This window comes from Micromonospora sp. RHAY321, from assembly GCF_023896955.1.
Taxonomy (GTDB): domain Bacteria; phylum Actinomycetota; class Actinomycetes; order Mycobacteriales; family Micromonosporaceae; genus Micromonospora.
In genome coordinates this window covers 1-23,068 of sequence record NZ_JAMHIW010000009.1, presented here as the reverse complement: position 1 = coordinate 23,068, position 23,068 = coordinate 1, and the positions used below count along the sequence as shown (strand labels likewise).

Genomic DNA, 23,068 nt, shown 5'->3' with positions numbered 1-23,068 from the left:
CGCGAGGAGGCCCGCTCCCGAGAACCGGGGGCGGGCCTCCTGCCTCAAGGAGTGTCAGCCTACGTTTCGTACAAGGATGTCACCGCTGCCGATCAGGATGTTGGTGTCGGTGCGGACCTGCACCGTGCCGTACAGCATTCGGCCGGTGGCAGGGGCGGCCTTGACGGTCACGGAGCCGGGCACAGTCCAGGAGGTGCCGCTGGGGCGCGGCGCGTTCGCGTCGCTCACGGCGACCGTGCCGAAGGCCGGGTTGGTGAAGACGTCGATGTAGTTGTAGCTGGTCGAGCCGGAGGGCACCGAGTACCCGTCGACACGCACCTTCCAAGCGCCTGCCGCCGGGTTGGCGATGGTGACCGACTCCTCGGAGTCGCCGTCGGCGCTGCGCCCGGCCTCCACGCAGGTCCCGGACGTGCAGTTGAGCACGTACAGGTCCAGGTCGGCGGCTGGGTCGGAGGTGCCACCGATGGTGGCCCGCATTTGAGTGGAACCGGGGGTCACCGTCAGGTCGTACTCCTGGACGGTCCCGTTGCCAATGGCGAACTGGCCCTGCCGGGCGCTGCCCAGAGTGCCGCCGACCGCCCGGCCGGTGAACGAGCCGAGCGTGCTGGTCAGCGAGTACGACCGGGACACCGGCACGTTCAGCGTGGCGGAGTCGATCACGTCGGGGTTCGGGGAGACCGTCGCGCCGAGGACCGAGGCGGTCAACGCGAACTTGGTCCACTCCGCATCGGAGGTACGCCGGCCGTCCACGGTGACCTCCCAGACGCCGGCCAGCGGGTTGGAGGTCGTGCGGCTGTTCGGTGACCCGGTGGCGCAGGCGCCCGCGGCCGGGACGAAGCACGAGGTGGAGGCGTTGTCGTCGATCGCCACGCCGTACGGGTGGTAGCGCAGGAACCGCGCCTGGCCGGCGCCCGGCTCACTGGACGGGCCGGTGAAGTCCACCTTCAGCGCCGGCGTGCCCGCCGGCACGCGGAAGAAGTAGCGCAGCGACTGGTTACGGCCGACCTTGCCGTTGATCGTCACCTGGAAGTTGTCCGCCGCCGCGAAGGTGTACGGGGCGACCACCATGTTCATCGTCTGGTAGTCGACGCCGGTGGTCGCCGGGTCGTCCAGTCGCAGGATCGCCGAGTGCGCGCCTAGCGTGGCCGGGTTGATCGCGACCGGTACCTCGACGGGCTTGTTCAGGGGCAGAGCCACTGAGGTGCCGGACGAGAAGGTGCCGTCGTTGCCCGCCCAGGACAGGTCGTAGGTGACGGTCTTCGACCCGCCGGTGGTGCGGGTGAAGGTGTAGGTGCGGGTGTACTTGCGGCCCACCGTGACGCCTTCACGGTCGTAGATGCCGACGCCGACGCCGGGGGTGGCGAGGAAGCCGGACAGCACGGTGTTCACCGGCACTGAGGAGGTGATGTCGACGGTCTTGATGTTCTTGCGCAGCACGTCGTACGCCGCCGGCACGTCAATCAGGCCGGCGCCCTGCTCGTACGCGCCGATGTTGTCGAGGAAGCGGGCCGAGGACATCATGGCCTGCCGGAGCTGAGCCGGCTTGCGCTGGAAGCCCTGCGCCTTGGCTGCGCCGACGAGCAGCGCTCCGGCACCGGCGGCCTGCGGAGAGGCCATCGAGGTGCCGTTGAACATGGCGTAGCCCGGGGGCAGCTCGTAGGTGCCGGTGACGGGGCCGCCCGGCTGCCAGGTGGGGATGGACGAGATGGCCGACCCGGGGGCGACGATGTTGGGCTTGAAGGCGCCGTCCTCCGCCGGGCCACGAGAGCTGTAATAGTGCAGGTTGTCCTGGTACGGCGAGCTGGAGCCGTAGTTGGCCCGCCAGGTGGCGTCCGTGATGTACGACCCGATGCTCATGACCTTCTCGGCGACCGACGGGTCGCCGACGGTGTTGGTGCCCGGCCCGCTGTTGCCGGCCGAAATGAACATCTGCACGTTGTACTGGTCGATGAGGCGGTTGTAGAGCAGCGCCCGGGTGTTGTTGCCGTCGTTGAGCGACGGCAGGCCACCGATCGACATGTTGATGACGTCGACGTTCGCCTGCTTGGCGGCATAGATCATGCCCTCGATTAGGGCGTGCGAGGTGCAGCCGCCGACGAACATGCAGACCCGGACGGAGATCAGCTTGGCGCCCGGCGCGGCGCCGGTCATCTTGCCGCCGAACAGCCCGTTGCCGGCGGTGATGCCGGCGACGTGCGAGCCGTGCGCGCCGGAGACGATGCCGATGTTGACGAACTTGCCCTTGCCATCGACCTGCACCACGAACGGCATCGCCTCGGCGATCGGGGTCGCCGGGTTGTCTATGCCGAAGGTGCCAACGTCGTAGCGGAGCTTGTAGTCGGTCATCGGGGTCTGGTCGGCGAAGGTGCCGTTCTGGTTGGTGTCGACCCAGACGGTCGTGCCGCCGTCCCACAGGACGCCGAAGAGGCCGCTGCTGCCGGTCGGGTTGCCGTCCCGGTTGACGTCGTTGCCGACCTCACCGCCGAGAGCGGCGTCACGCTCGTTAAAGACGCCGAAGCGGTAGGAGCCGGAGCCCGGGGCGGTCCAGGTGCGGCCGTCCACGGTGAAGCTCGGCCCGGAGACGTTCTTGGCCATGCTGATCCAGGTCGGGTCGCCGTCGTCGGTGGGGGAGGTCGCGGTGACCCAGTCGACGATCTTGCGCTCACGGGTGGTGGTGTTCTGCAGGGCCGGGTGTGCCAGGTCGACGCCGGTGTCGAGGATGCCGACGGTGGTACCGCGCCCGTCGAGGGTGGGGTGCTCGGCCACGAACTGCGCCGCGCCCATGTCGTTGATCGGCATGTATGGGTTGGCGGCGGGAGTGTTCTTGCCGGGCGCCGGCTGGGGTGCCGGGGGCTGGGAGGCGTCCGGGGCCGGGTCCGGCAGCGGGACCGGTGCGTCGATCTCGACGGTCTGCACGCCGTTGAGCCGCGGAACCCGGTCGGCCCGATCGACGGCCATGCTGGCCCGTAGGTAGCTCAGGTCGTCATCGCGGTAGAGCACGTCCGCGCCGAGGCCGGCGAGGCCGTCGGCGACAGTGCCGGTCTGCCCGGACTGCGCTCCGATTAGGACCGTAACCTTTTGCTGGCCGTTGTTGCGGGCCTCGGCCAGCCGGTCCTGGTCAGTGGGGCTCCACCCTGTGGGGCTGCTCTTGACAACGTTGGCGGACGGCTGGGCGCTGGCGGATCCGGCGAACGCTGTGGTGAGGGCGCCGGCGGTCAACACCGACGCGACGACCGCAGCCGCTGCGCGGCCGCGTCGTGTGGGGGTTCTACTCACGTCGCTTCCTTCGGGAGGTGATGGGGAGGGCAGTGCCAGGACGGGGCGGGGCTGCCTCCGTCACTGGTCCAGCGCTCGGTGTGACGAATTCGTCACACCGGACCGGTCGCCCGTAACACTGACGCGAGTAGGACGCCGATGCCCCAGAGCGCCCCGCCGAGGACGTTGTAGGTCAGGAACGTCTGCGGCTTCGTGGGTCGGTAGTAGCCCGAGAAGCGCGGCGCTAGCGGCCCTGGTCAGGCGAGGATCGCGTCCACGACCTCAGGCTCGCCACTCGTGCTGGGCGTACAGCCACCCAAACGCCGAGCAGTGCGAGGCCGAAAGGACGCGGAGAGACGGCCTCCGTCGCCTGATCCATCAGCTCATCCTTTCGGGTAATGCCACACTCCTTCGTTCGCATGTGGGTAGTACCAGACCAACGGATTCGACCTCATTTGACCACCGACTCGCAAACCGATGTCATGGCTGGTTCCCTCACCGTTCACCGGGCCGCCTTATCGGTGCCTATGGCCCGGCCGCCACGTCCGCAGGTCTGCGGCGACACCCACCGCGAGGCTGAGCGCAGCAGCAGCCACCACCGCAAGCCCCCGCCGACGAGGCCATGCCCAGGCCACCGAGGCGCAACTGCGGGAGGCGCTGATGACCACGTCGGAGGGCCGTGGGAAGCCTCGTCGGCTTGGTCGTCGTTTGGGTGCGCGGCTGGGCGAGCTTGCTCAGCCCTGACATGAACGGCGCGGATGCGGGAAGTAGCGGTTCTCCGGCGGAGCGGATCCGGTGGATGAGGGAAGTCGTCCGAGTGACGTCAGGGGCCGGGAGTAACAGGACCGGGCGGTGCGCACACAGCAGACGACCCGGTCCTGTCCAGGCGGGCGGACGCGCCTACAGGTGCCCGGGAAGCCCGGCGACGCGCCCGAGAACGACTTCGTCCTGGATCGCAGGTGAATAGACGCGATCGCGCTCAATCACTCTTGTCCGGTGGTCTGACCGATTCTCCGATCGCACCACACAGGGACTGTGGATCTAACGTTGTTCCCGGCCTGACCCGTCAGGCGTTGTGCCTGGTGAGGAGGGTGCCGTGATGACCGCGACACATAATGATCAGAGCGGACGCAAGAAGCGCGCGGAGCCCTCGGCGGAGGCGAAGGAGGCCGCTGAGCTGGTCCGGGCGGCCAAGGAAACACGACATCAAGCCGATCTACACCGCCGTGAATGCCACCGCCGCCAGGGCCGCGTTCGACGACCTGGCGCAGAAGTGGGGCGGGCAGTATCCGCGGCGATCCGCTTGTGGGACAACGCCTGGGCCGAGTTCATCCCGTTCCTCGACTACGACGTGGAGATCCGCACCGTCATCTGCTCCACCAACGCGATCGAATCACTCAACGCCCGCTACCGGTGGGCGATCAAAGCCCGCGGCCACTTCCCCAACGAGCTGGCCGCGTTGAAGTGTCTGTACCTGGTGACCCGGTCCCTGGACCCCACCGGAGTAGGAAGAACCCGATGGACGATGCGCTGGAAACCCGCGTTGAACGCCTTCGCCATCACCTTCAGCGACCGCTTCCCAGCCGCTGAAACCTACTAACCAAGATCGCCGGAAACACCGTTAGCGAGACAGCCCCGCTGCTGTATGCGCGGCCCGCTTCGGTTGTGCCGGACTCGGGCCCCTGGGCGGTGCTGTGGCCGCCTACCCCACACATCGTTCGATCGCTGCAGGACCGGCTTGCGGGCCGCGTCGCAGTCCAGTCCGGGCACTGGGAGGGATGGGGCGGTTAGGCGGTGTCGGTGGCTGGGCGCGAGGGCGGGTCGGGTGCGAGGCTGCCGTCGGGGGCGATGTGGTCGAAGATCTGTTCGACCATGGTGACGATGTGGGGGTCGTCGACGGCGTAGATGTGGTGCCGGCCCTCGCGGCGCGCGGTGATGACCCCGACGAGGCGAAGTTTGGCCAGGTGTTGGCTGGCGGTGGCGATGCCTACCCCGACGCGCTTCGCCAAGGTGCCTACGTCGTAGGAGCCTCGGGTGATCAGCCATACGAGGTGCAGCCGGGTCGGGCTGGCGAGCAGGGCGAAGGTAGCGGCTGCGGCCGCAAGTTGGGCCCGGGTGGGCTCCGCGTCGGCGTGCACCAATGGCTCCGCGGTGTCAGGTGGCGGCGGGTTCGGCATGGCGATCCTATTGTTCCGCAGGGGCAACCTGGACGTTGAGGATTATCGCCTCGTTTCGTTGGTTGCGAAAGCGACGAAGCGTGTGTCACGCTGGTCGGGTTCCGAAGGGGAGTAGCCCGCAAGCCTGCCAGTCGACATGCTGAGAACCCTGGTGTTCTCCGCCGGCAGGGCCCGCGTTTGACGTGGGTGGGCGAGACCTTCGGCCAGTCGATGTTGCGTCTGGCCGAGACCCCTGGGAATCCCCCGGTCGAGGCAGGTCGCCGACCGGGAAGGAGAACTATGTTCTCGAAGCTGCTGCGCCCGCTCGCCCTGTGTGCCGGCCTGACGGTGCCCGCGCTGTTTGTGCGGTTCGCCGGCGTGTCCCCGACCCCGGTGGTGGGTTTGCTGTTGTTCGGCATGGCGGTCGTAGCGGCGTCATTCGTGCTGGCCTGGGCCGCCGAGGCCGCGCAGGTGGACATCTCCGGTGGGCTGGCGATCGCTATCCTCGCCGTCATCGCCGTGCTGCCCGAGTACGCCGTCGATCTATATTTCGCCTACACCGCCGGCAGTAACCCGGAGTACGTCGCCTACGCCGCGGCGAACATGACCGGCTCCAACCGCCTGCTGCTCGGCCTCGGCTGGTCAGTGGTGGTCCTCGTCTCCCTGGCGATCGCCAAGCGGCGCACCGGCAAGTCGGTACGGGAGCTGACATTGGAGTCCGGTTACCGGGTCGAACTTGGGTTCCTGGCGATCGCGTCGGTCGTCGCGTTCGTCATCCCGGTAACCGGTCAGATTTCGCTGCTGCTCGGGTTCGCCCTGCTCGGTTTCTTCGTGTTCTACCTGTGGAAAGTCTCCCGCAGCGAGGTCGAAGAGCCCCACCTGGTCGGCCCGGCAGCCGTTATCGGCCAGCTTCCGACACGCACCCGCCGCGTCCTTGTTGTCAGCCTGTTCACGTTCGCCGCCGCGGTGATCCTGGCCTGCGCCGAACCATTCGCCCACGCGCTCATCGGCACCGGCACCCAGCTCGGCATCGACCAGTTCCTGCTCGTGCAGTGGCTCGCGCCGCTGGCGTCGGAGGCCCCGGAGTTCATCGTCGCGATCCTGTTCGCCGTACGCGGTAACGGCGCCGCCGCGATCGGCACGCTTATCTCCAGCAAGGTCAATCAGTGGACCCTGCTCGTCGGCAGTCTTCCCATCGCCTACCTGCTCGGCGGTGGCACCACATCCCTGCACCTGGACGCCCGCCAGGTGGAGGAATTCCTGCTCACCGCGACCCAAACCCTCCTCGGCGTCGCCGCACTACTCGCCCTGCGGTTCCCCCGTTGGGCCGCCTGGACCCTGCTCGGCCTGTTCGTCGTGCAATTCGCCCTGCCCGGCCAGACAGCGCGTTACGTGCTGTCCGGCATCTACGCCGCGATCGCCCTCGCGGCATTGATCCGCAACCGCCGCCACATCCTGCCCACCCTCACCGCACCCTTCCGACCGGCGCCGGCTGACCCGGCGGACAACCAGCAGCGCGTACAGCAAGCGGTAGACGGCAGCGGACGCTAGACGCAGCGCCAACGTGAGCTGCCGAGCATCGGTGCCGCTCAGGGGCAGCGGGCATCTCCATACCCCCAGACATCAACCGAAGGGCTACTGCCATGGGTCTGTTCGACATGTTCAAGGACAAGGCAACCGAACTGCTGCAAGGAGCCGGAGACCAAGTCAGCGAGCTTGGTATCGAACTGCCCGGCGGTCTGGCCGACCTACCAGGCCAGGCCGCCGGCAGCATCACCGAGGCGGGTCAGACATTCGTCGACACCGCCACCGGGGCGGTCACCGAAACGACAGGAGCGGTCACTGACATCACGGGAACAGTCGCCGACGCGACTGAAGCCACCGCCGAGAAGTGATCATCCATATCCCTGGCTCCGCGACGAGCCCACGGAACTATTGCCGGCCAACCGGCGATCACAACAGTTGACTGCGTCTGTCGCCACACCGCCGCAGATGAAGCGGTCGCGTTCAGCCGAGGAACTTGATCAAACCTACAAGACCAAGGCCCTCCGCCCGCAGTGTCCACGTCGACGGGCGCAGACGGGCCACCCACAGCCCGGTCGCCGGTGCGACTAGCAACCCCTATCGGCTTGTTCCTCACAATTGAAGGGTCAGGACCATGGCATCAATCATCGATCGCATCCGCCGGTTCGTCGGCAGTCCGCAAGGACAGCGGATGATCCGGAAGGGCCGCGAGCAGCTCAAGAAGCCCGAGAACCCGCGACGGCTACGACAGCTCGCCCAGCGACTACGGAACCGCCGCTGAGCCGTTCACCTGCCCACCGGTGTCGTCAACGAACGCACCGAACGAGGCCGAAGGCGGAACCGTCCAACAGGAAAGGGCTCTTGCGATGTTCGGATCTGATGGCAGACCACCACAACGGCGACGCTTGATGGGCGGCGATCTTCCGCTGTTCGTCATGTTCTGCCTGGCGGTCATCGCCGCGGCAGGCTTTGTCCTGGCCGCTGTTGTCATCGCTATCAAGTAGAAGGAACGGCACCACGGGTTCGGTACCCACGAGCCGATTGATCGATGCCGTGCCGCGACTGGTGCAAGGACGTGGTGGTGGTCCATTCGCTCCCCGCGATCTTTGTCCCTGGACTGGCAGACATCCCGTCGGAGCCTCGCCTTACGCCCGGCCGGGCGACCGTCGGGACCGGTGGGTGTGGTGGGTGTTCCGGGTTCGGTGCCTACGGCGACGCCGCCACGCCCCGAAGCAGGCCCGCGCGGACGCCCACCGCGAAGGTGAGGGCGGCAGGGGTCGCCGCACCCCTCGCCGACCATCGCCTCCCCGGCGTGTCATGCGACGGGGCTGGTCGCTGTCCGGCGATGCGAGCGCGGGGTAGGTCGGGACGATCCAGCGCAGGTAGTAGGACAGGTTGACCATCGCGTTCAGGAAGACGACGACCGCAAGCCAGGCCTAACGTCCATCCCACGCGGCGGTGCCAGGCTGGACCCTCGCCCACGGCCGGCGGCATATGCCACCGGGCTTCGACGCGACCGAGCCGCCCTTCCCCGATTGGCTCAGAGTGCTGAGTCAGCATCTGGGCGAGGTGCAGTTCTTCGCTTACGAACGAGTTCCGGACTATCAAGCCTGGGCCCGGGCCCTGGATGGTGAGCTGTCGCGCGCCTACTGCTTCAACGGCGAGCGAGGCGAGATTCCGCTGTTCGTCGGCGCTCCGACGGCCGACGAGATCGAACTGGGCATCGGCACTCGCGGTATGGAACACGGATGGGAACACTGGTCGGACGATGAGTGGACAGCCTGGTACGAAACAACACCGTCCGAATCGGACGGATGGCGATGGCCAGTCGCTGGAGCATCGACCCGAGCGTCGTCAACGACGCCCCCACGGCTGCAACCGGCATTTACGGGCTACCACCAACGATCGAGCCCTTCGCTGCCCACCCATACCGCGGCGGCTCGTCACTGGGCAGGGCCTTTTGCACGGTGTTGCGGAGACATCCTCAATCGCTGTGCTGTGGCCTGGATCGCCATCCCCTCCGACCGCCGTAAGCCGCCGGATCTCCGCCCAGTCCTCCACGCTCAGCACCTCCCGATGCTTCAGGAGGTGGTCCCGATTCAGCCGGAGCCAGTTCGGTCATCTTGCCGTTCTGGTTGCGGTAGAGGTGTACGTAGCCCCAGCCGTCGAAGTACGACCAGAAATTCAGGGAGCCGCCCATCGTTCCGAGCGCCACCGGCAGCTGGGCCGGGCCGGTGCCGGCCAGGCATAGGGGTGCACCGGGTAGGTGGGTGCCGGCTACGACGCGCGCAGGCCGCTCACAGCGAGGGTCGCGGCGTGCTCGACGACATTGATGCCGCTGCTCTCGCTCGTGTTCCCGCTCGTTAGCACCACGACCAGCCAGTCGTGGCCAGGCTCGACGATCCGGCCGACGCTGTTGTTGATCCACAGCCCATTGTCGGTGGCGTCGTCCAGCCAGCCGTTCTTCACGTACACGTCGGTGGCCTGCGTTGACGCCGCGGCCGGCACGCCCCAGTCCTGATCGTTCTCGACCTGGCTCATCAGGTTCAGCACATAGCTGCGACTGGTCGCGTTGAGCGGGCCGCTGGTGCTGGTCAGATCCTGTAGGAGGCGAAGCTGGTCCTTCGCTGTGGTGGTCGTGTGACCCCAGGAGTTGCCGGTGCCGGGGGTGGTCTCGCTCAGGCCGAGCGTGCGGTTGGCGGCGGCCAGCCCAGAGGTGCCGCCGATCTCGTTCCAGAGGCTTGTCGCGGCGTTGTTGTCGCTCTTGGTGATCATGTCGTACGCCAGGCTTCGTTCGTTCGCGGTGAGACCCTGTTCCGTCTGGCGTTGGAGCAGCAGGGTGGCGAGGATGTCCACCTTGACGATGCTGGCCGTATGGAATCCAACGTCCGCGTTCACCGCCACCTGCGCTCCGGTCGTCGCGTCCAGGACGGCTACCGCACCCTGGTCGCCCTGACTCTTGAGGTAGGTCTGGACCGAGGCGGCGACCGCCACGCTTGTGTCACCCGGGGCGACCTTCAAGGGCTGCGGGTCAGCCGGCAGCGTCGGATCTGCCGGCGGCGGGTCCGACGGCGGATCCGACGGCTGGTCCGACGGCGAGTCCGTCAGCGACGGTTCGCTCGGCGGGGCGGCTGCGGTGTGGCCGGCGCGGACACTCATGAACACGACGAGGGCGCAGCAGAGGGCGACGGCCAGCGCGACCGTGAGATAGCGGGCGGGTCGCCGGCCACGCGGTGCGGCGTCGTTCATGTGTACAAATGTCCAAGATCAAGCTTGTAGCAGCCTTGACGTCAGCTGCGATCACCATGTGTGTGCTACCGCACACGCTATGAATCGGGCGCACTGCCGCCGGTGACGCTGCCGCCGCACCGCCCGCCGCACCGATCGTTTAGGCACCTGCCAGCTGACTCGGCACCGGCCGTGTCGCTCTTTATCGGTAGATGGGTCCTGATCGAGTCCCCATCCTTCGCCATGGTTGTCGAGTCAACCCAAGATGGCGGGCACGGCAGCTCAGGCGCCCCACAGATGTAGGTCTTCAGGGATGCCATCAAGGTGGGGTCGTCGAGCAAGGGCTGGGCTGCCGGGCTCGATTGCTGGGAACTGGACGAGGCAACAGCAGGCGAGGTGGAGGACCCCGTTCTGTTTGCCGGCGTCGAGCCTGGGGCCGATGAACCGCAAGCGGCAAGGGACAGGACTCCCGCAAGGCCAACACGCAACACGATCCATAGTCGTGAAGAGGGACTGCTGCCGAACTCGCTTTCGGCGCCAGCGACATCAGCTGCTGTCGCGGGCGCGATACCGGCTGACCATGATGAGAACCATGGTGACCGAGCCCGCCAACCCAGCGAAGGTCAGCAACCAGAGCCCGGACCCGACGCTCACCTGTACGGCCGCGCTCATCGCCTTTCCGATGCCCAGGACATCGTCCTCCCCGGACATTTCCGCTCGCATATCCGCCTCAGTCGCCTGCAGGTCAACGATCTTCCATACGCCTAGACCAAGCAGCCCGAGAGCAGCGAGAACGGCAAGGACGGGCACGGCCATGGGTGTGCGCTGGCCGCGCAGGCTCATGCCGGCGTAGACGACCAGCACCAGGCCGAGACCCGCCGTGATCCAACCGTCCGGTCCGTCGACACCCGACACGGTGACCGTGCCAAGAATTGGTGCGCTCACTTTGCCCCACGGCATGAATGAGCCGATGACGGCCGCAATACCGGCTCCCAACACAATCCATTCACGGACTGGTCGTGCTGCGGTGGGCGCAGCCAGGGCCGCGACGGGTTGGTCACCGGACGGCGGTTGGTTGGGCGGCGGCTGCGGTACGGGCGGGGTGGAAGGCTGTGCCATTTCGGTTCCTCTGAATGTCGATGCCTTCTCACCTTTCGAGGCAGGCATGAGGACTGCAATCTAGATCAACGCTGGAGCAAGAACTAGCGGCCGTACGGGTGGTCAGAAGTAAGCGGAGATGTGGCCGGAGTGGCCGCGAGACGTGAAAGTCGGTCCCTTCGATGGAAGGGCCGGATAGGTTGTCAGACCGGGGCGTCCACGGCGCAGGCCGTCAGCGACGTGGCGAGGGTGCGGCCCGTTGACGGGAGGCGTGGCGGTGTCTGTGGGCGGCGGCCAATGCCGGCGTACGGCGCGTTCGGATCGGCCGATTCGCGGCGATCTCCGCCGGATGCAGATCGGGATCCGCCGGTACCAGTAGGCCACAGCGGCCGCGGTTTTCGAGGGCACGTCGCCTTCCGTCCTCCCGTCGTGTGGCACGGCGTGACTCACGAGCGTGAGCGATCGGCGGTCGTCCGCTGGGACGCCACCGTCGTCAGTAGGTGCGGGCGGTCTCTGTCCCTCGTGGCCTGCACCCAGTTGCTTGGCGGGGTCCGCTCGGCAAGTCGGGCCACGGTGTCTCGCGTCCCGGATGGCGGATCCGCAGCATGCGTGGGACCGGAGGGCACGGCGGCTGACTCGGCCCGCCGCCGCTGCTCGCCTGCGTCGGCCAGGAGACCCGCCTCCTTCACGAGCAGCGGAAGGAAGAACGGGTCCGGTTACCGATTCGGCTGAACGTGCAGCAGCCACGGGTTTGTGGTCACCTCGTGCACTGCGGCGATCGCCTCGGCGCGGGGGGCGTGCCGACCCATGCCGTGCCGTAGCGCCCGGCCACCGCGGACAGCGCGGCCAACACTTGCCGCTCCCGCCGCGGCAGGGAAGGCACATGCGCCATCGGATGACCGTACCCCTCGGTACCCCAGGGCCGCGTCGCACATCCGGTCTGGTGCGATCCATCCGGAGATGCGGGCGCCGCTCTGACGCTCTCGACCTCGACCTGGTCAGGCCGCAGGGGCCGGACCACCCTCCATTACCCGCCGTCGCTCATCATGGCGGATCGACATCATCCCTCATCACAGCCGTAACGCTGAACTTGCACCTTCAGGGCTGACGGCAGGGGTGACTCGCAGCGAGGCCTGCGGCAGCAAGTCCAGGTTGCTCACGGCGGTGGCCAAGAAATCTGGGTTGAACTGGCTGCCGTATGCCAGCGGCCAGTTGGTCAATTGCATCCGCTCGACCAATTGCTCTGACGAAGGGCGCGACCGATGCAGCCGTTCGTGCGACAGCGCACACCGGATAGTTGGCCTTCGTGTCGGTAAGCTGCGTTATCGTCTCCCGGGCCTAACAACTCCTGAACGGGGACCAGCTTGATTAATATTCGGATCGCCGCTCTCGTTGCGTGCTCTGTACTGTCCCTCGCAGCCTGCGGTGAGGCTGACAAGGTGGAGCAGGGCTCTTCGACGGGTGGGACCAACAGCACCGCAGCCGCGGCCGAGGAGAAGCCGATTGGCTCGCTCTTGGAGACCGGCTTCGGTCAGAGGGACATCTACGTGTCGCTCATCGCCATCGTGCAGAACACCTCGGACAAAGTTGGGCAGTCCGTGACCGTGCAGTTCAACGTCAAGGACGCTAACGGCGAACTACTCGCGAGCGAGTCACAGGTCGAGCACTTCTCTCGGGCCGGACAGAAGTTCCCGGTCCAGACCCAGGTGGAAATGCCCAAGGGCAAGAAGGCGGCCAAGGTCGAGGCGACGCTGCTCGTTGAGGACAAGAGCACCTTTTCCTCCGAGCCTTTCCCGGAGATCAAGACTGGCCCTGTCAAGGTGGCGAAGTCGGAGTACGGAGACGGATTCACAGCCAAGGTCGAGGTGACCAACCCGAAGACGGAGCCGCTCAAGAGCCCTAAGGTAGACGTCGTCTGCTACGACGCCGCAAAGAAGATCAGCGGGGGTTCCTTCACCTACCCCGAGTTGATCCCGCCCTCAGGCAAGGCAGTTGCCGAGATAGACCTCCTCATGACCGGCAAGCCGGCCTCCTGCGTCGCGTACGCGTCGCCGGGTGCCTTCGAGGACTGACGACACGAGTAAACGGCCCCGCCCACAAGTCAGAGGACGGGGCCGTTGTCCATTCGCCAAGTGTGCACGGGCCGCCCTCACCCTGTTGAACGAGGCCGCGCAGCGGGTCCGCCGGTCACAGTGTGGCGACGGCTGCCTGCACCTTTTTCGCAACCGACGGCTTTACCTTCCCCGACACCCGCACCAGCACCGCACCCCCGCCGGCCCGATAGTGATACTCGGTGCCGAGGATCTGCATGCTTTTGAGCGTGTCCTGGATGAACTTGGACCGCCGGTCGGCGTCGGCCGCGGTCGGGAACACCTCGATCACGAGGCCCCGTTCGATGCCGTACTTATCGCCGTCGCGGTCCCCGCCGGGCATGTCCGCTGAGGCCCGGGATAGGTAGCCGTTGGGGCGGCCGAGGAGGTCGTTCGGGTCGGTGTCTTCGGATTGCACGGCACCGCCGCTAAGACCCACCTTCGCGGCGGTGAGCGCAGCGAGGACGGTCTTGGCATCATGCGGAGCGGCTGGCGTCGGGGCGGCTGTCGGGGCGGCGACAGCGGTGGTGGCGGTGACGGAGGGACTGCTGTTGATATCGCTGCCGCAGCCGATAGCGGTCAGGGTGACGGCAGTGGCCAGGGCGACGATGCTGAGGCGGGTGCGCATCCGAACGATGATGCACCCCGCTCGGGCCGTGGCGGGAAGGCCCCGAGGGCGGACGGGTGTCGTGTGGCTGACATGACCGGCGGAAACGGCCGGATCTGGGCCGAATTGCCGGATGCCGGTGCGGCCTGATCGTGGCTGGTCAGGACCGGGCCATCGTCGATTCCGTCTCTGAGGCTGGGAGTTAGGGAGCCGAGTTGAGGGGTTCCGCGTGCGGGCCGATGGGCGAGTGGGCGGACGTCTCGTTGGGGTCCGAGGTCGGCCAAGTGGGGGACGTGGGTCCGTTGTGGACGACACTACGGTGCTGGACATGTCTCCGGAGGCCATCGAACCAACAGCAGAGGAAGGCGCGGGCGAGATCATTGCTGCATACGGTGAGGGCCAGGACGTAACGGAGATCGGCCGGCGCTACGGGGTGTCGGCGGAGGAGATCCAGTGTCTATGGTGTCTCCCTGGAACGACTCCCCTAGGCCCCCACTCTGCTGCCCTCAGCCTGCTCCCCGGATTCAGGTGGGTGAAGCAGCCTGCGCTGGCGCAATCCTGCTATGTGTCGGCACGCGTGTAGGCGGCCAGGACGGTCTCGGCGATGAGACGTGGCGCGTCCGCCTGCGCTAGGAGCCCGTTGGCTACGTCCACCGCCGCACCCTTCAACAAGTGGTGCAGGACGCTGGTCAGCCAGGTCACCGGATGGTCGTCTCGAAAGGCTCCCTCGGCTTGGCCGCGACGGATCAGTTCGTCGACGCGCTGGGCCGGTTCGGCGTGAAGTTGGTGTACCCGTCCGGGAGGGAGCGCCGTCTGCGCCGCTGCAAGGACGGCGCTCGCCCGGGCGATCAGTAGCCAGCTTGATTCGATCAGGACGCGTAATGCCCGTCGAGGGTCGCCTGAGAGATCCAGCTTCGCCAGGACCGCCTCCCCCTCGGATATGACTCGTACCAGCGCAGCCTCGATGAGGGCGTCCCGAGTCGGGAAGTGCCCGTAGAGGGTGACTCGACCCACTCCTGCGGCCTGGGCGATCTCGCTCACGCTCGCGTCGGCGTTTCGACTGAGGCTGGTGATCGCGGCGTCCAGGATCTTCTCCACGTTCTGCCGAGCGTCGGCTCTGCGGGCCTGGCTGGTTCCCGAGTGGGACATGCAACTCCTCCAAGTTGAACACCACTGTATGAGTTATGGTACCCACTGCAACTCGAACAGCACTGTTCAACTTACCTGAAGGAGGCGGATAGTCATGGCCGAAACCATGGCCCCGACGAGTCCGACACGCGGACCCAACCCACACCGCTGGAAGATCCTGGGACTCGTCGGCGTCGCCCAATTGATGTTGATCCTGGATGTCACAGTCGTCGCGATCGCCCTTCCCCACGTGGGTGCCGACCTCGGCCTCGAGCGGGAAACCCTCACCTGGGTGGTGAGCGGCTACACCCTCGCCTTCGGTGGCCTGCTGCTACTCGGGGGCCGCGCCGCAGACCTGTTCGGAGCCCGACGCCTTGTCATCGTGGGGCTCCTTCTGTTCACGGCCGCGTCCCTGCTCGCTGGACTGGCAACCAACGGCCCCATGCTGCTGGGCGGTCGCATCGCCCAAGGCGTTGCTGCGGCGATCCTGTCCCCCGCCGCGCTCTCTCTGGTCGTCACGATTTTCGAGGGCGACGAACGCAACAAGGCCCTCGGGATCTGGTCTGCGCTGGGTGGCAGCGGGGCAGCCCTGGGGGTCCTTCTCGGTGGCCTATTGACCGCCGGACCGGGCTGGCCGTGGGTGTTCTTCATCAACGTCCCGGTGGGACTCGTCCTGCTGCTCATCCTGCGAGTACAACTCCCGCCCCAGCAGAGCACTGGCGCGTCGGGTCGGCTCGATGTACCGGGAGCGGCGCTGGTGACCGCTGCCACCGGAGCTCTGATCTACGCCCTGATTAGGGCTGGAGACCAGGGCTGGGGTACTCCGACGACCGCGGCGCTCCTTGCAGCGGCGGTGGTTCTCTACGGTGGTTTCGTTGTCCGTCAGCGCCTCGCGGCGAGCCCGCTCATGGATTTGGGACTGCTGCTGCGCCGACCGGTGGCGACCGGGACTCTGCTGATCCTGGTGGCCACTGCCCTGATGATCACTGTCTTCTTCCTCGGGTCGTTTTACCTTCAGGATTACCGCGGCTACGGCGCCCTGCAGACCGGGTTGCTCTTTCTCCCGGTAGCGCTCGCGACCATGCTCGGAGCCAACGCAGCGGGCCGCGTCATTGGTCGTACGGGCCCGCGCACCCTCGCCGTGCTGGGACTTCTCCTCGCCGCGGCGGGCTTCGTGATCCCCGCGCTATGGGGCGGGACCGTGGCCATGGTTTCCGGCGTCAGCCTTGCCGCCGCCGGCACCGGGGCCGTCTTCGTCGTCGCATCCGCCACCGCTCTAGCGCAGATCGATCCACGAGAGGCCGGGCTGGCGTCTGGAATTGTCAGCACGTTCCACGAGTTCGGGGCATCGCTCGGCGCCGCTGTCGTGTCGAGCATGGCCGCGGCGAGTATCGCCGGGACCAGCACTGAAGGGTTCTCCCGTGGTTTCACCACCGGCGCCATCATCGCGGCCGCCGCCGCTGGCCTGGCCTTCATCATCACGCCCAGACCACACTCCAGTAACTGACCCCTGAACGTGTCGCCGGTCGGGTGGGACTCCACCGGCGACACGTTCGGCAAGGGCAGGCGCTGATTGCGCCGGCCGGCAAGCAGCCTCCGCCGGACAAGCGACATCGCCGCATCAGGACGCCTCTGCGACAGGCCCCGTTGTGTGCGCCGGAAGGCTCTGAGGCACCCGAGCCAGGACCTGGCTGGGGTGTGTGAGCCGACGAAGCATGCCGTGGAGGCGTGAATACCCGTAGGGGGTTGGGGTTGTCCGGTCCCACTCCTGTGACGTAGGGTCCGAGCAAGTGCATACCCTGTAGGGGTATAGGAGAAAGGGGATGGTCGTGGGTGCCAAGACCTACAAGGTCAACGGAATGACCTGTAACGGCTGCGCGAACAAGGTAAAGGCCGGAGTCGGTGCGGTAGAGGGCATCGCCAGCGTCGAGGCGGACTCTGCCACCGGTCAGGTGACGGTGACGTCAGACGTGAACATCGACGACGCCATCATCGTGAGGGCGATCCAGGAAGCCGGTTACGAGGCGGTCCCCGCCTGACGAAAGCGCGGAAGTCCAGGCCGGGCCTTTCTGCGCCCCGCTGTCCCACCTGGACAGCTCGGCCCGGCCTGGACCGGGGGCTGAAGTGCGGTCGCTAACCCGTTCGACAAACGGCCGCGCACTACCAGGGCGACGCTCCACTCCGCCGTTATCAAACGAATGGCGGTATCCGACTCCGCCTAGCCGCAGTGCGGGAAGTCGGGATTGGCTTCGCCGCGATCCCCCGGGTAGGCGACCGTCGCACCGGTCTCCTCCGACAGTCGCCGAGCCAGCTTCCGGCCTTGGCCGATCCACTCCCGGTACTGCTCGTCGGTGGCGACCCGACCACCGCCGTACTCGCTGTGTAGGGCCTTCCAGTCCGACCACGCCCGCAGCCCGGTGGCCAGGCGTGCCGAGAGGCCCAGTCCTTCCGGGCGTGCCATGCCCACGACTCTGCGGCAGGAACGGCCACCATGAGCGGGGATCGCGCCCCAAGCCCACAGAAAAAGGCACCGTAGTCGAACGTGACGTCCAAGCGTCACACGCCAGGCGGGCGGCCTCGCGGGCAGCAACGGGGGCATGTCGCCGGCCATGCCTCCATCCACCACCGCCTCGGCTTCGACCGGTTTCGACGCAGATCCTAGGGGCGTAGCCCTGCGACCGTGACGACGACAAGCCGGTTGACAGCGGCTTCGGTCGATAGCTCGGTCGCGGCGTCTAGGGCATGCAGGCAGTAGTCCGCGAGTTCGCTCGGCGCGATGTCGTCGCGGACGTGTCCGTCTGCCGCGGCCTCGGACAGCAGTTCGGCGAAGAAGTCGCGCAGTTGGCGACGTGCCTGGAGCAGATGAGGGCCTCGATGCAGCAGCGACGCGAGCGGATGGCCGCGGTGCCCATGCTGGATGGCCGCGTAGGCATTCAGCACGGCGTGGAGCCGTTGCTCCGGGCCGCCATCCTTCGATCCGATGGCGGCGAGGTGGTCGAGATGGTGCCCGATCTGCCGTTCATGCCACGTGATCATGATGGCTTCGACGTCGGGGAAGTACTTGTAGAGCGTCGCCCGCCCGATCCCGGTGGCTTTGGCGATCTGCGACATCGTCACCGACGTCAGTCCGTGCTGTGCTACGAGGTCGGCGGTCGCGTCGAGGACGGCGGCCTGCACGGTCCGGCGGTGTTCCTCGATCGTGGTCGTCCAGAGCCTGGGCACGAAGAAATCATACGTGGTGGCCCCCTGGCGTCACCATGACTCAAGGTGCGACACTCTGTCTCGAAAAACCGATAGGCGCTTGAGAGGCAGATGCTCCATGGATGATCAAACGGTGAACAGCGACGGTCAGAGTTCGACCACTCGTCCGGTGAAGGCCTCGGCCGATGCTCGCGCGACGGCGACTGGTCGGGCCCCGCGCTGGTTCAAGGTGCTGGCGGTGGTCGGGGCAGCACTGCTGTTGCTGGTGATCGCGATGCTGCTCGCCGGCCACGGGCCCGGCCGGCACATGCACGGTGCGGCCGCCGCTGTCGGCGCCTCTCCGGTTGTGACCCTGGGCGTGGACAGCGGGCGCGGGGCGTGCCGGTCGTGCGCTTGAGTCCGCGTGGTCGCAAGGTCGCATTGGTGATGCACATCGGGTGTTCAGTCGGCTGGCTAGGCGCGGTTGTGACGTCTTTGGTTCTCGCCATGGCGGGGTGGCTCGCTAGTGACGCTGCGATGACGCGCGGGGCCTACCTTGTTCTCGAGGTCGTCGGCTGGTACGCCCTCATCCCGTTGAGCCTCGCGTCCTTGCTTACCGGCCTCGTCCAGTCCCTGGGCAGCAGGTGGGGGTTGTTCCGGCACTATTGGGTCCTCACAAAGCTGGCGATGAACCTTGTCGCGGTCGGCGTGCTCCTGCTGTACATGCAGACCCTGGGGTATCTGGCGACGCTAGCCCGCAACGCGACCAGCCCAGCAGATCTCAATCTTATGCGCAGCCCCTCCCCCGTCTTGCACGCCGGCGCAGCAGTGGCCCTCCTGCTCACGGCATTGGTCCTGTCCGTGGTCAAGCCCCGAGGGCTCACCAGCTACGGACACCGCAAGGCGCATCCATGACCACCCTTGCGTCGGCGTCGCAGTGCCGCTCAGCCAGTCGAGCATCGTGTCGCGGTGTCATCACTAGGCGCCTAGCCTCGCGCCTGGCGTGCCAGCCCGCGGTAGGTGCGCACGTCATTCGACGGATAGCTGATCCGGATCAACGTGGGTGAGTTCGCCGTCGATGCTCGACGCGTCGATATCACTGGGTCCTCGCTTTCACGTCAGCCGCTGGCCCCCATGCCTACCCGCTTCCGCCGACTACTAACAGCCGGTAGTAGACGGCTCGACGGTGCCTGTGTAACCTCCGGTGTGATCGGCCGGCCCGCACTTCAGGCGTGGAAATACCGCCGTGTGGGGATGGCCGCTCAACGTGCCCGACGACGTGTCAGCCGAATCCGCTCGGCCGAGAGGGTGTGCAGTGGTGAGGTCACGCATGAACCGCCTGCTGGTCGGTGCGGTCATGGTCGCGTTGATCAGCGTGGCAGGCGGGGTGAGCGTCGCGGTGCCAGCGAGAGCCGAGCCGTCAGCGGCGGAGATTGAGCGGCAGCTCGATGCGGCGTGGGAGAAACTCGAACCGGTCATCGAGCAGTACAACGGGATCCATGCGGAGCTGCAGTCCAACAAAGCCAAGTCCGCGGCGCTGCAGAAGAAGATCGCGCCCCTGCAACTACGGGTTGAACTGTCTCAGGGGCAGGTGAACGGGTTGGCGGCGCGGCAGTATCGGCTGGGCCCTGCCTCCTACATCAACGCCGTCCTGGCGACGGGCGACCCGCAGTCGATGTCGGATCGGTTAGCGATGCTCGACTACGTCTCGCGGTCCAACAACCGGGCAATCGCCGGGGTGGTGGCAGCCCGCGACGACCTGATGCGTCAGCGCGCGAGCGTCGAAGCGCTGGTCGCGAAGCAGAAGCGGCTGGACGCCGAACTCGCAGGACGCCGCAAGGTGATCCAGGCCGAAGTCGACCGGCTCGAGACTTTGCGGTCGCGGAGCGGCGGCGGATCAAGCGCGTCGACGGCGTCGCTGCGGATTGGCTCCTGCCCAGCGGTCAACCCCGGCGGTGCCGCCGGGACAGCGGTGAAGGTGGCGTGCGCCCAGATCGGCAAGCCGTATGTGTGGGGTTCAGATGGGCCGGACTCCTTTGACTGCTCCGGGCTGACGCAGTACGCGTGGAAGGCAGCAGGAGTGTCGCTGACCCACTTCACCGGTGCCCAGTGGCGCCAGGGAACCCCTGTCGCCCGGGCCGACCTGCGCTCCGGCGACCTGGTCTTCTTCTACAGCGACCTGCATCACGTCGGCATGTACGTGGGCAATGGTCTTATCGTCCACGCCTCTCGTGCCGGGGTGCCGGTGAAGATGGCGCGTCTGGACACCATGCCGTACATGGGTGCGCGTCGACCCTGAGCGAAGGCGGGCATCCTCCAAGCCGGTCCACACGGCGTCAACGGCGCGGCACGCGGGCTGAGCATCAGGACGGCTGCTGGACGGCACAGGATCACAGCTGCGGCGAGCACGCGTCGCGAGCGTTGATTGCTTTCCGGCGAGCGTCGCCAGGGCTTGTTCAGCTCCGATGGAGACCTGCGGCCAAGGTGACCCCTGCCCGACGCTGGCCGGCGGAGAGGTCGGCGTTAGTGCAGCGGCTGCAGGGGTATGCGCTGCCGCCCAGATTTCGCCGATGTGCGTGGCCACCGCTCGCGCTATCGGATCCTCATCAAGGCCCTTCGGGGTCAGTGTGGAGGCACGACATGAGCAGACGACGTTTCCGGGTCATCGGAGCAGGCGCGTTGATCGCACTGGCCATCGCGGTCGGCGGCAGTGGCAACGTGGCAGCCTTCGCGGCGCCCAGTCCGGCTAGCCCGTCGCCATCAGGATCAACCCACGGATCGGCCATGTTCGCCGCCATGATGGTGTCCCACCACGAAGAGGGCATCGAACTCGCGCAGCTGGCGATAGATAAGGCATCAACTCCGGGAGTGAAGGCGGTCGCCGAACGCTCCCAGCGGAATCAGCAGGCCGAACTCCCCCAGCTTCGGCAGGTCGCCCAGGGTGCCAACATGAGCGCGCAGCCGCCGGAGCCGCCGCTGTCACGGTTCAATGAACAGGAGATGAGCCAACTGCAGTCGCTGTCCGGCCGCGAGTTCGACCTCGCGTGGCTGGACATGTTCAGCAGTCACCACATGTCGGCGATCATGATGGCGGACATGGAGTCGGCCACCGGTACCGGCCAGGCGGCGGAGCTGGCAAAGAAGATCCATGATGAGCAGCTGCAGGACGTGTCCGAGATGAACAATCTGCGCGATCAGCTCCGGTAGGTGCCGCCGGCGCCCTGATTGGATGAGCTGAACAGAGATCGTCCTTCTCGGGCGCACACGGCGGGAAGGCCCGCTTCGAGTGGCGACCCACCCCGGGTACGGATACGGCCGATGTGGCGTGTTGCCACATCGGCCGTATCCGTGTTCCGGTCACCAACGGAGCGGGTCCGGGTCGTGGCTCCTGGGACGCCAGGATCGGTCGGGCCGACGCCGCCCTGGTCCTGGGGCAGCTCGACCTGCTGATCTCGGGCACAGTGCCAAGCAGCTGCGCCTCATGTGCGATGTCCTAGCTGACGGGTTGGAAGCGGCGCAGCCGGAGGCTGTTGGCCACCACGAACACCGACGAGAAGGCCATCGCCGCGCCAGCGATCATCGGGTTGAGCAGACCGGCCGCGGCCAGCGGCAGAGCGGCCACGTTGTAGGCGAAGGCCCAGAACAGGTTGCTCTTGATGATGCGCAGGGTTCGGCGGGAGAGCCGGATGGCGTCCACGGCGGCCGTCAGGTCACCGCGGACCAGGGTCAGATCCGATGCCTCGATCGCCACGTCGGTGCCGGTGCCCATGGCCAGTCCCAGATCGGCCTGGGCCAGCGCGGCGGCGTCATTGACTCCGTCACCGACCATCGCGACAACCTTGCCGTCGGCTTGCAGCCGCTTGACCACGTCGACCTTGTCAGCCGGCATGACCTCAGCGATCACCTCATCGATGCCGACCTCCGCCGCGACGGTTCGGGCGACGGCGGTGTTGTCGCCGGTGAGCAGCACCGGGGTCAGCCCCAGTGACCGGAGCTGGCCGATCGCGGCTCGACTGGTTGGCCGGACCACATCGGCGACCACCAGCACCCCTCGGGCCCGACCACCCCAGCCTGCCAGAACCGCTGTGTGACCTGCCGTCTGCGCGTCGGCCGCGGCCTGCTCGACCTCGGGCGGTACGTCCAGGCCGCGCTCGCGCAGCAGCCGAAGCCGACCGACCAGTACCTCGCGACCGTCAACGGCGCCACTCACGCCGAGCCCTTCGGCGTTGGCGAAGCCTTCCACCGGCGCTAGCGCGCCGGCCTTGGCGGCGCCAGCGGCGACCGCCTGGGCGATCGGGTGCTCGCTTGCGGCCTCCAGCGCGCCAGCGAGGCGCAGTAGTTCGTCAGCGTCCTGCCCGTCGGCGGGGACCACGTCGACCAGGGTCATCTTCCCGGTGGTGACCGTGCCGGTCTTGTCCAGCACCACGGTGTCCACCCGCCGGGTCGATTCCAGCATCTCCGGTCCCTTGATGAGGATGCCGAGTTGGGCGCCCCGGCCCGTGCCGACGAGCAGCGCAGTCGGGGTGGCCAGGCCGAGCGCGCAGGGGCAGGCGATGATCAGTACCGCCACGGCGGCGGTGAACGCGGCGGTGACGCCACCGTCGTTGCCGATCCAGAATCCGAGGGTGCCCACGGCGAGCGCGATGACAATCGGCACGAATACGCCGGAGATCCGGTCGGCGAGGCGCTGCACGGCTGCCTTGCCGGTTTGGGCCTGCTCGACGAGCTTGGCCATCTGGGCGAGCTGGGTGTCTCCGCCGACGCGGGTGGCGGTGACGACGAGTCGGCCGCCGGCGTTGACG

General features: G+C 67.2%; 19 protein-coding genes and 2 pseudogenes. 11 read left to right on the top strand and 10 right to left on the bottom strand.

Annotated features, from left to right (window positions below):
• Positions 1 to 54: 54 nt before the first annotated feature.
• On the bottom strand, positions 55 to 3,276 hold the full coding sequence (locus M8C17_RS19840) for a S8 family serine peptidase (RefSeq protein WP_252418008.1): 3,222 nt from the start codon (positions 3,274 to 3,276) through the stop codon (positions 55 to 57).
• Positions 3,277 to 4,451: 1,175 nt separating this feature from the next.
• On the opposite strand from M8C17_RS19840, the pseudogene M8C17_RS19835 reads away from it, so the two are divergent.
• Positions 4,452 to 4,855 (top strand): annotated as a pseudogene (locus tag M8C17_RS19835) (transposase); the annotation flags it as partial.
• 187 nt (positions 4,856 to 5,042) lie between these two features.
• Here the strand turns inward: M8C17_RS19835 and M8C17_RS19830 are convergent.
• Complete coding sequence (locus M8C17_RS19830) at positions 5,043 to 5,393, bottom strand: helix-turn-helix transcriptional regulator (protein WP_252418007.1); 351 nt, start codon at positions 5,391 to 5,393, stop codon at positions 5,043 to 5,045.
• 318 nt (positions 5,394 to 5,711) lie between these two features.
• Between M8C17_RS19830 and M8C17_RS19825 the strand changes: the two genes are divergently transcribed.
• The 3 genes from M8C17_RS19825 (at position 5,712) to M8C17_RS19815 (ending at position 7,939) form a co-directional block, all read left to right on the top strand.
• Positions 5,712 to 6,962 (top strand): sodium:proton exchanger, encoded by a 1,251-nt coding sequence (locus tag M8C17_RS19825; protein ID WP_252418006.1) that lies wholly within the window; start codon positions 5,712 to 5,714, stop codon positions 6,960 to 6,962.
• 92 nt (positions 6,963 to 7,054) lie between these two features.
• Positions 7,055 to 7,306 (top strand): hypothetical protein, encoded by a 252-nt coding sequence (locus tag M8C17_RS19820; protein WP_252418005.1) that lies wholly within the window; start codon positions 7,055 to 7,057, stop codon positions 7,304 to 7,306.
• A gap of 429 nt (positions 7,307 to 7,735) precedes the next feature.
• Positions 7,736 to 7,939 (top strand): hypothetical protein, encoded by a 204-nt coding sequence (locus tag M8C17_RS19815; RefSeq protein WP_252418004.1) that lies wholly within the window; start codon positions 7,736 to 7,738, stop codon positions 7,937 to 7,939.
• Positions 7,940 to 8,835: 896 nt separating this feature from the next.
• Here the strand turns inward: M8C17_RS19815 and M8C17_RS32325 are convergent.
• The 3 genes and pseudogenes from M8C17_RS32325 to M8C17_RS19805 all read right to left on the bottom strand — a co-directional run.
• A pseudogene (locus M8C17_RS32325) lies at positions 8,836 to 9,005 on the bottom strand (IS21 family transposase); the annotation flags it as partial.
• Between the two features lie 207 nt (positions 9,006 to 9,212).
• A complete protein-coding gene (locus tag M8C17_RS19810) occupies positions 9,213 to 10,184 on the bottom strand; it encodes a serine hydrolase (RefSeq protein WP_252418003.1) in 972 nt (323 codons plus the stop codon).
• A gap of 525 nt (positions 10,185 to 10,709) precedes the next feature.
• Complete coding sequence (locus M8C17_RS19805) at positions 10,710 to 11,282, bottom strand: hypothetical protein (protein ID WP_252418002.1); 573 nt, start codon at positions 11,280 to 11,282, stop codon at positions 10,710 to 10,712.
• Between the two features lie 1,418 nt (positions 11,283 to 12,700).
• Between M8C17_RS19805 and M8C17_RS19800 the strand changes: the two genes are divergently transcribed.
• Entirely contained in the window at positions 12,701 to 13,333 is a 633-nt protein-coding gene (locus M8C17_RS19800; protein WP_252418001.1) for a hypothetical protein, read from the top strand.
• 115 nt (positions 13,334 to 13,448) lie between these two features.
• Here M8C17_RS19800 and M8C17_RS19795 read toward each other — a convergent pair whose 3' ends face one another.
• Together M8C17_RS19795 and M8C17_RS19790 are read right to left on the bottom strand one after the other, a co-directional pair.
• Positions 13,449 to 13,979 carry a hypothetical protein gene (locus tag M8C17_RS19795; protein WP_252418000.1) on the bottom strand — a complete coding sequence of 177 codons (531 nt, stop codon included), beginning with the start codon at positions 13,977 to 13,979 and terminating at the stop codon, positions 13,449 to 13,451.
• A gap of 540 nt (positions 13,980 to 14,519) precedes the next feature.
• A complete protein-coding gene (locus tag M8C17_RS19790) occupies positions 14,520 to 15,056 on the bottom strand; it encodes a TetR/AcrR family transcriptional regulator (RefSeq protein ID WP_252417999.1) in 537 nt (178 codons plus the stop codon).
• Between the two features lie 145 nt (positions 15,057 to 15,201).
• On the opposite strand from M8C17_RS19790, the gene M8C17_RS19785 reads away from it, so the two are divergent.
• Positions 15,202 to 16,593 (top strand): MFS transporter, encoded by a 1,392-nt coding sequence (locus M8C17_RS19785; protein WP_252417998.1) that lies wholly within the window; start codon positions 15,202 to 15,204, stop codon positions 16,591 to 16,593.
• 322 nt (positions 16,594 to 16,915) lie between these two features.
• Positions 16,916 to 17,125, top strand: a complete 210-nt coding sequence (locus M8C17_RS19780) for a heavy metal-associated domain-containing protein (protein WP_252417997.1) — start codon at positions 16,916 to 16,918, stop codon at positions 17,123 to 17,125.
• A gap of 179 nt (positions 17,126 to 17,304) precedes the next feature.
• Here the strand turns inward: M8C17_RS19780 and M8C17_RS19775 are convergent, their stop codons facing one another.
• Both M8C17_RS19775 and M8C17_RS19770 read right to left on the bottom strand, forming a co-directional pair.
• Positions 17,305 to 17,547, bottom strand: coding sequence for a hypothetical protein (locus M8C17_RS19775; protein ID WP_252417996.1), 243 nt, complete (start codon positions 17,545 to 17,547; stop codon positions 17,305 to 17,307).
• Positions 17,548 to 17,744: 197 nt separating this feature from the next.
• Positions 17,745 to 18,308: a TetR/AcrR family transcriptional regulator gene (locus tag M8C17_RS19770; protein ID WP_252417995.1), complete on the bottom strand. Its 564-nt coding sequence runs from the start codon at positions 18,306 to 18,308 to the stop codon at positions 17,745 to 17,747.
• 112 nt (positions 18,309 to 18,420) lie between these two features.
• Between M8C17_RS19770 and M8C17_RS19765 the strand changes: the two genes are divergently transcribed.
• The 4 genes from M8C17_RS19765 to M8C17_RS19750 all read left to right on the top strand — a co-directional run bounded on the left by M8C17_RS19765 (position 18,421) and on the right by M8C17_RS19750 (position 21,473).
• Entirely contained in the window at positions 18,421 to 18,684 is a 264-nt protein-coding gene (locus M8C17_RS19765; RefSeq protein WP_252417994.1) for a hypothetical protein, read from the top strand.
• Between the two features lie 119 nt (positions 18,685 to 18,803).
• Positions 18,804 to 19,181 carry a hypothetical protein gene (locus tag M8C17_RS19760; RefSeq protein ID WP_252417993.1) on the top strand — a complete coding sequence of 126 codons (378 nt, stop codon included), beginning with the start codon at positions 18,804 to 18,806 and terminating at the stop codon, positions 19,179 to 19,181.
• A gap of 415 nt (positions 19,182 to 19,596) precedes the next feature.
• A complete protein-coding gene (locus tag M8C17_RS19755; RefSeq protein WP_252417992.1) occupies positions 19,597 to 20,565 on the top strand; it encodes a C40 family peptidase in 969 nt (322 codons plus the stop codon).
• Positions 20,566 to 20,906: 341 nt separating this feature from the next.
• Positions 20,907 to 21,473 carry a DUF305 domain-containing protein gene (locus M8C17_RS19750; protein WP_252417991.1) on the top strand — a complete coding sequence of 189 codons (567 nt, stop codon included), beginning with the start codon at positions 20,907 to 20,909 and terminating at the stop codon, positions 21,471 to 21,473.
• Between the two features lie 286 nt (positions 21,474 to 21,759).
• Here M8C17_RS19750 and M8C17_RS19745 read toward each other — a convergent pair.
• Positions 21,760 to 23,068 (bottom strand): heavy metal translocating P-type ATPase (locus tag M8C17_RS19745; RefSeq protein WP_252417990.1); only part of this gene is annotated, 1,309 nt, incomplete at its 5' end.

Bases quoted from the DNA above. Each gene is read 5' to 3' on its own strand.
- M8C17_RS19775 (WP_252417996.1), bottom strand. From the start codon at position 17,547: ATGGCACGCCCGGAAGGACTGGGCCTCTCGGCACGCCTGGCCACCGGG.
- M8C17_RS19805 (WP_252418002.1), bottom strand. From the start codon at position 11,282: ATGGCACAGCCTTCCACCCCGCCCGTACCGCAGCCGCCGCCCAACCAA.
- M8C17_RS19795 (WP_252418000.1), bottom strand. From the start codon at position 13,979: ATGCGCACCCGCCTCAGCATCGTCGCCCTGGCCACTGCCGTCACCCTG.
- M8C17_RS19820 (WP_252418005.1), top strand. From the start codon at position 7,055: ATGGGTCTGTTCGACATGTTCAAGGACAAGGCAACCGAACTGCTGCAA.
- M8C17_RS19750 (WP_252417991.1), top strand. From the start codon at position 20,907: ATGAGCAGACGACGTTTCCGGGTCATCGGAGCAGGCGCGTTGATCGCA.
- M8C17_RS19825 (WP_252418006.1), top strand. From the start codon at position 5,712: ATGTTCTCGAAGCTGCTGCGCCCGCTCGCCCTGTGTGCCGGCCTGACG.
- M8C17_RS19810 (WP_252418003.1), bottom strand. From the start codon at position 10,184: ATGAACGACGCCGCACCGCGTGGCCGGCGACCCGCCCGCTATCTCACG.
- M8C17_RS19785 (WP_252417998.1), top strand. From the start codon at position 15,202: ATGGCCGAAACCATGGCCCCGACGAGTCCGACACGCGGACCCAACCCA.
- M8C17_RS19760 (WP_252417993.1), top strand. From the start codon at position 18,804: ATGACGCGCGGGGCCTACCTTGTTCTCGAGGTCGTCGGCTGGTACGCC.
- M8C17_RS19755 (WP_252417992.1), top strand. From the start codon at position 19,597: ATGAACCGCCTGCTGGTCGGTGCGGTCATGGTCGCGTTGATCAGCGTG.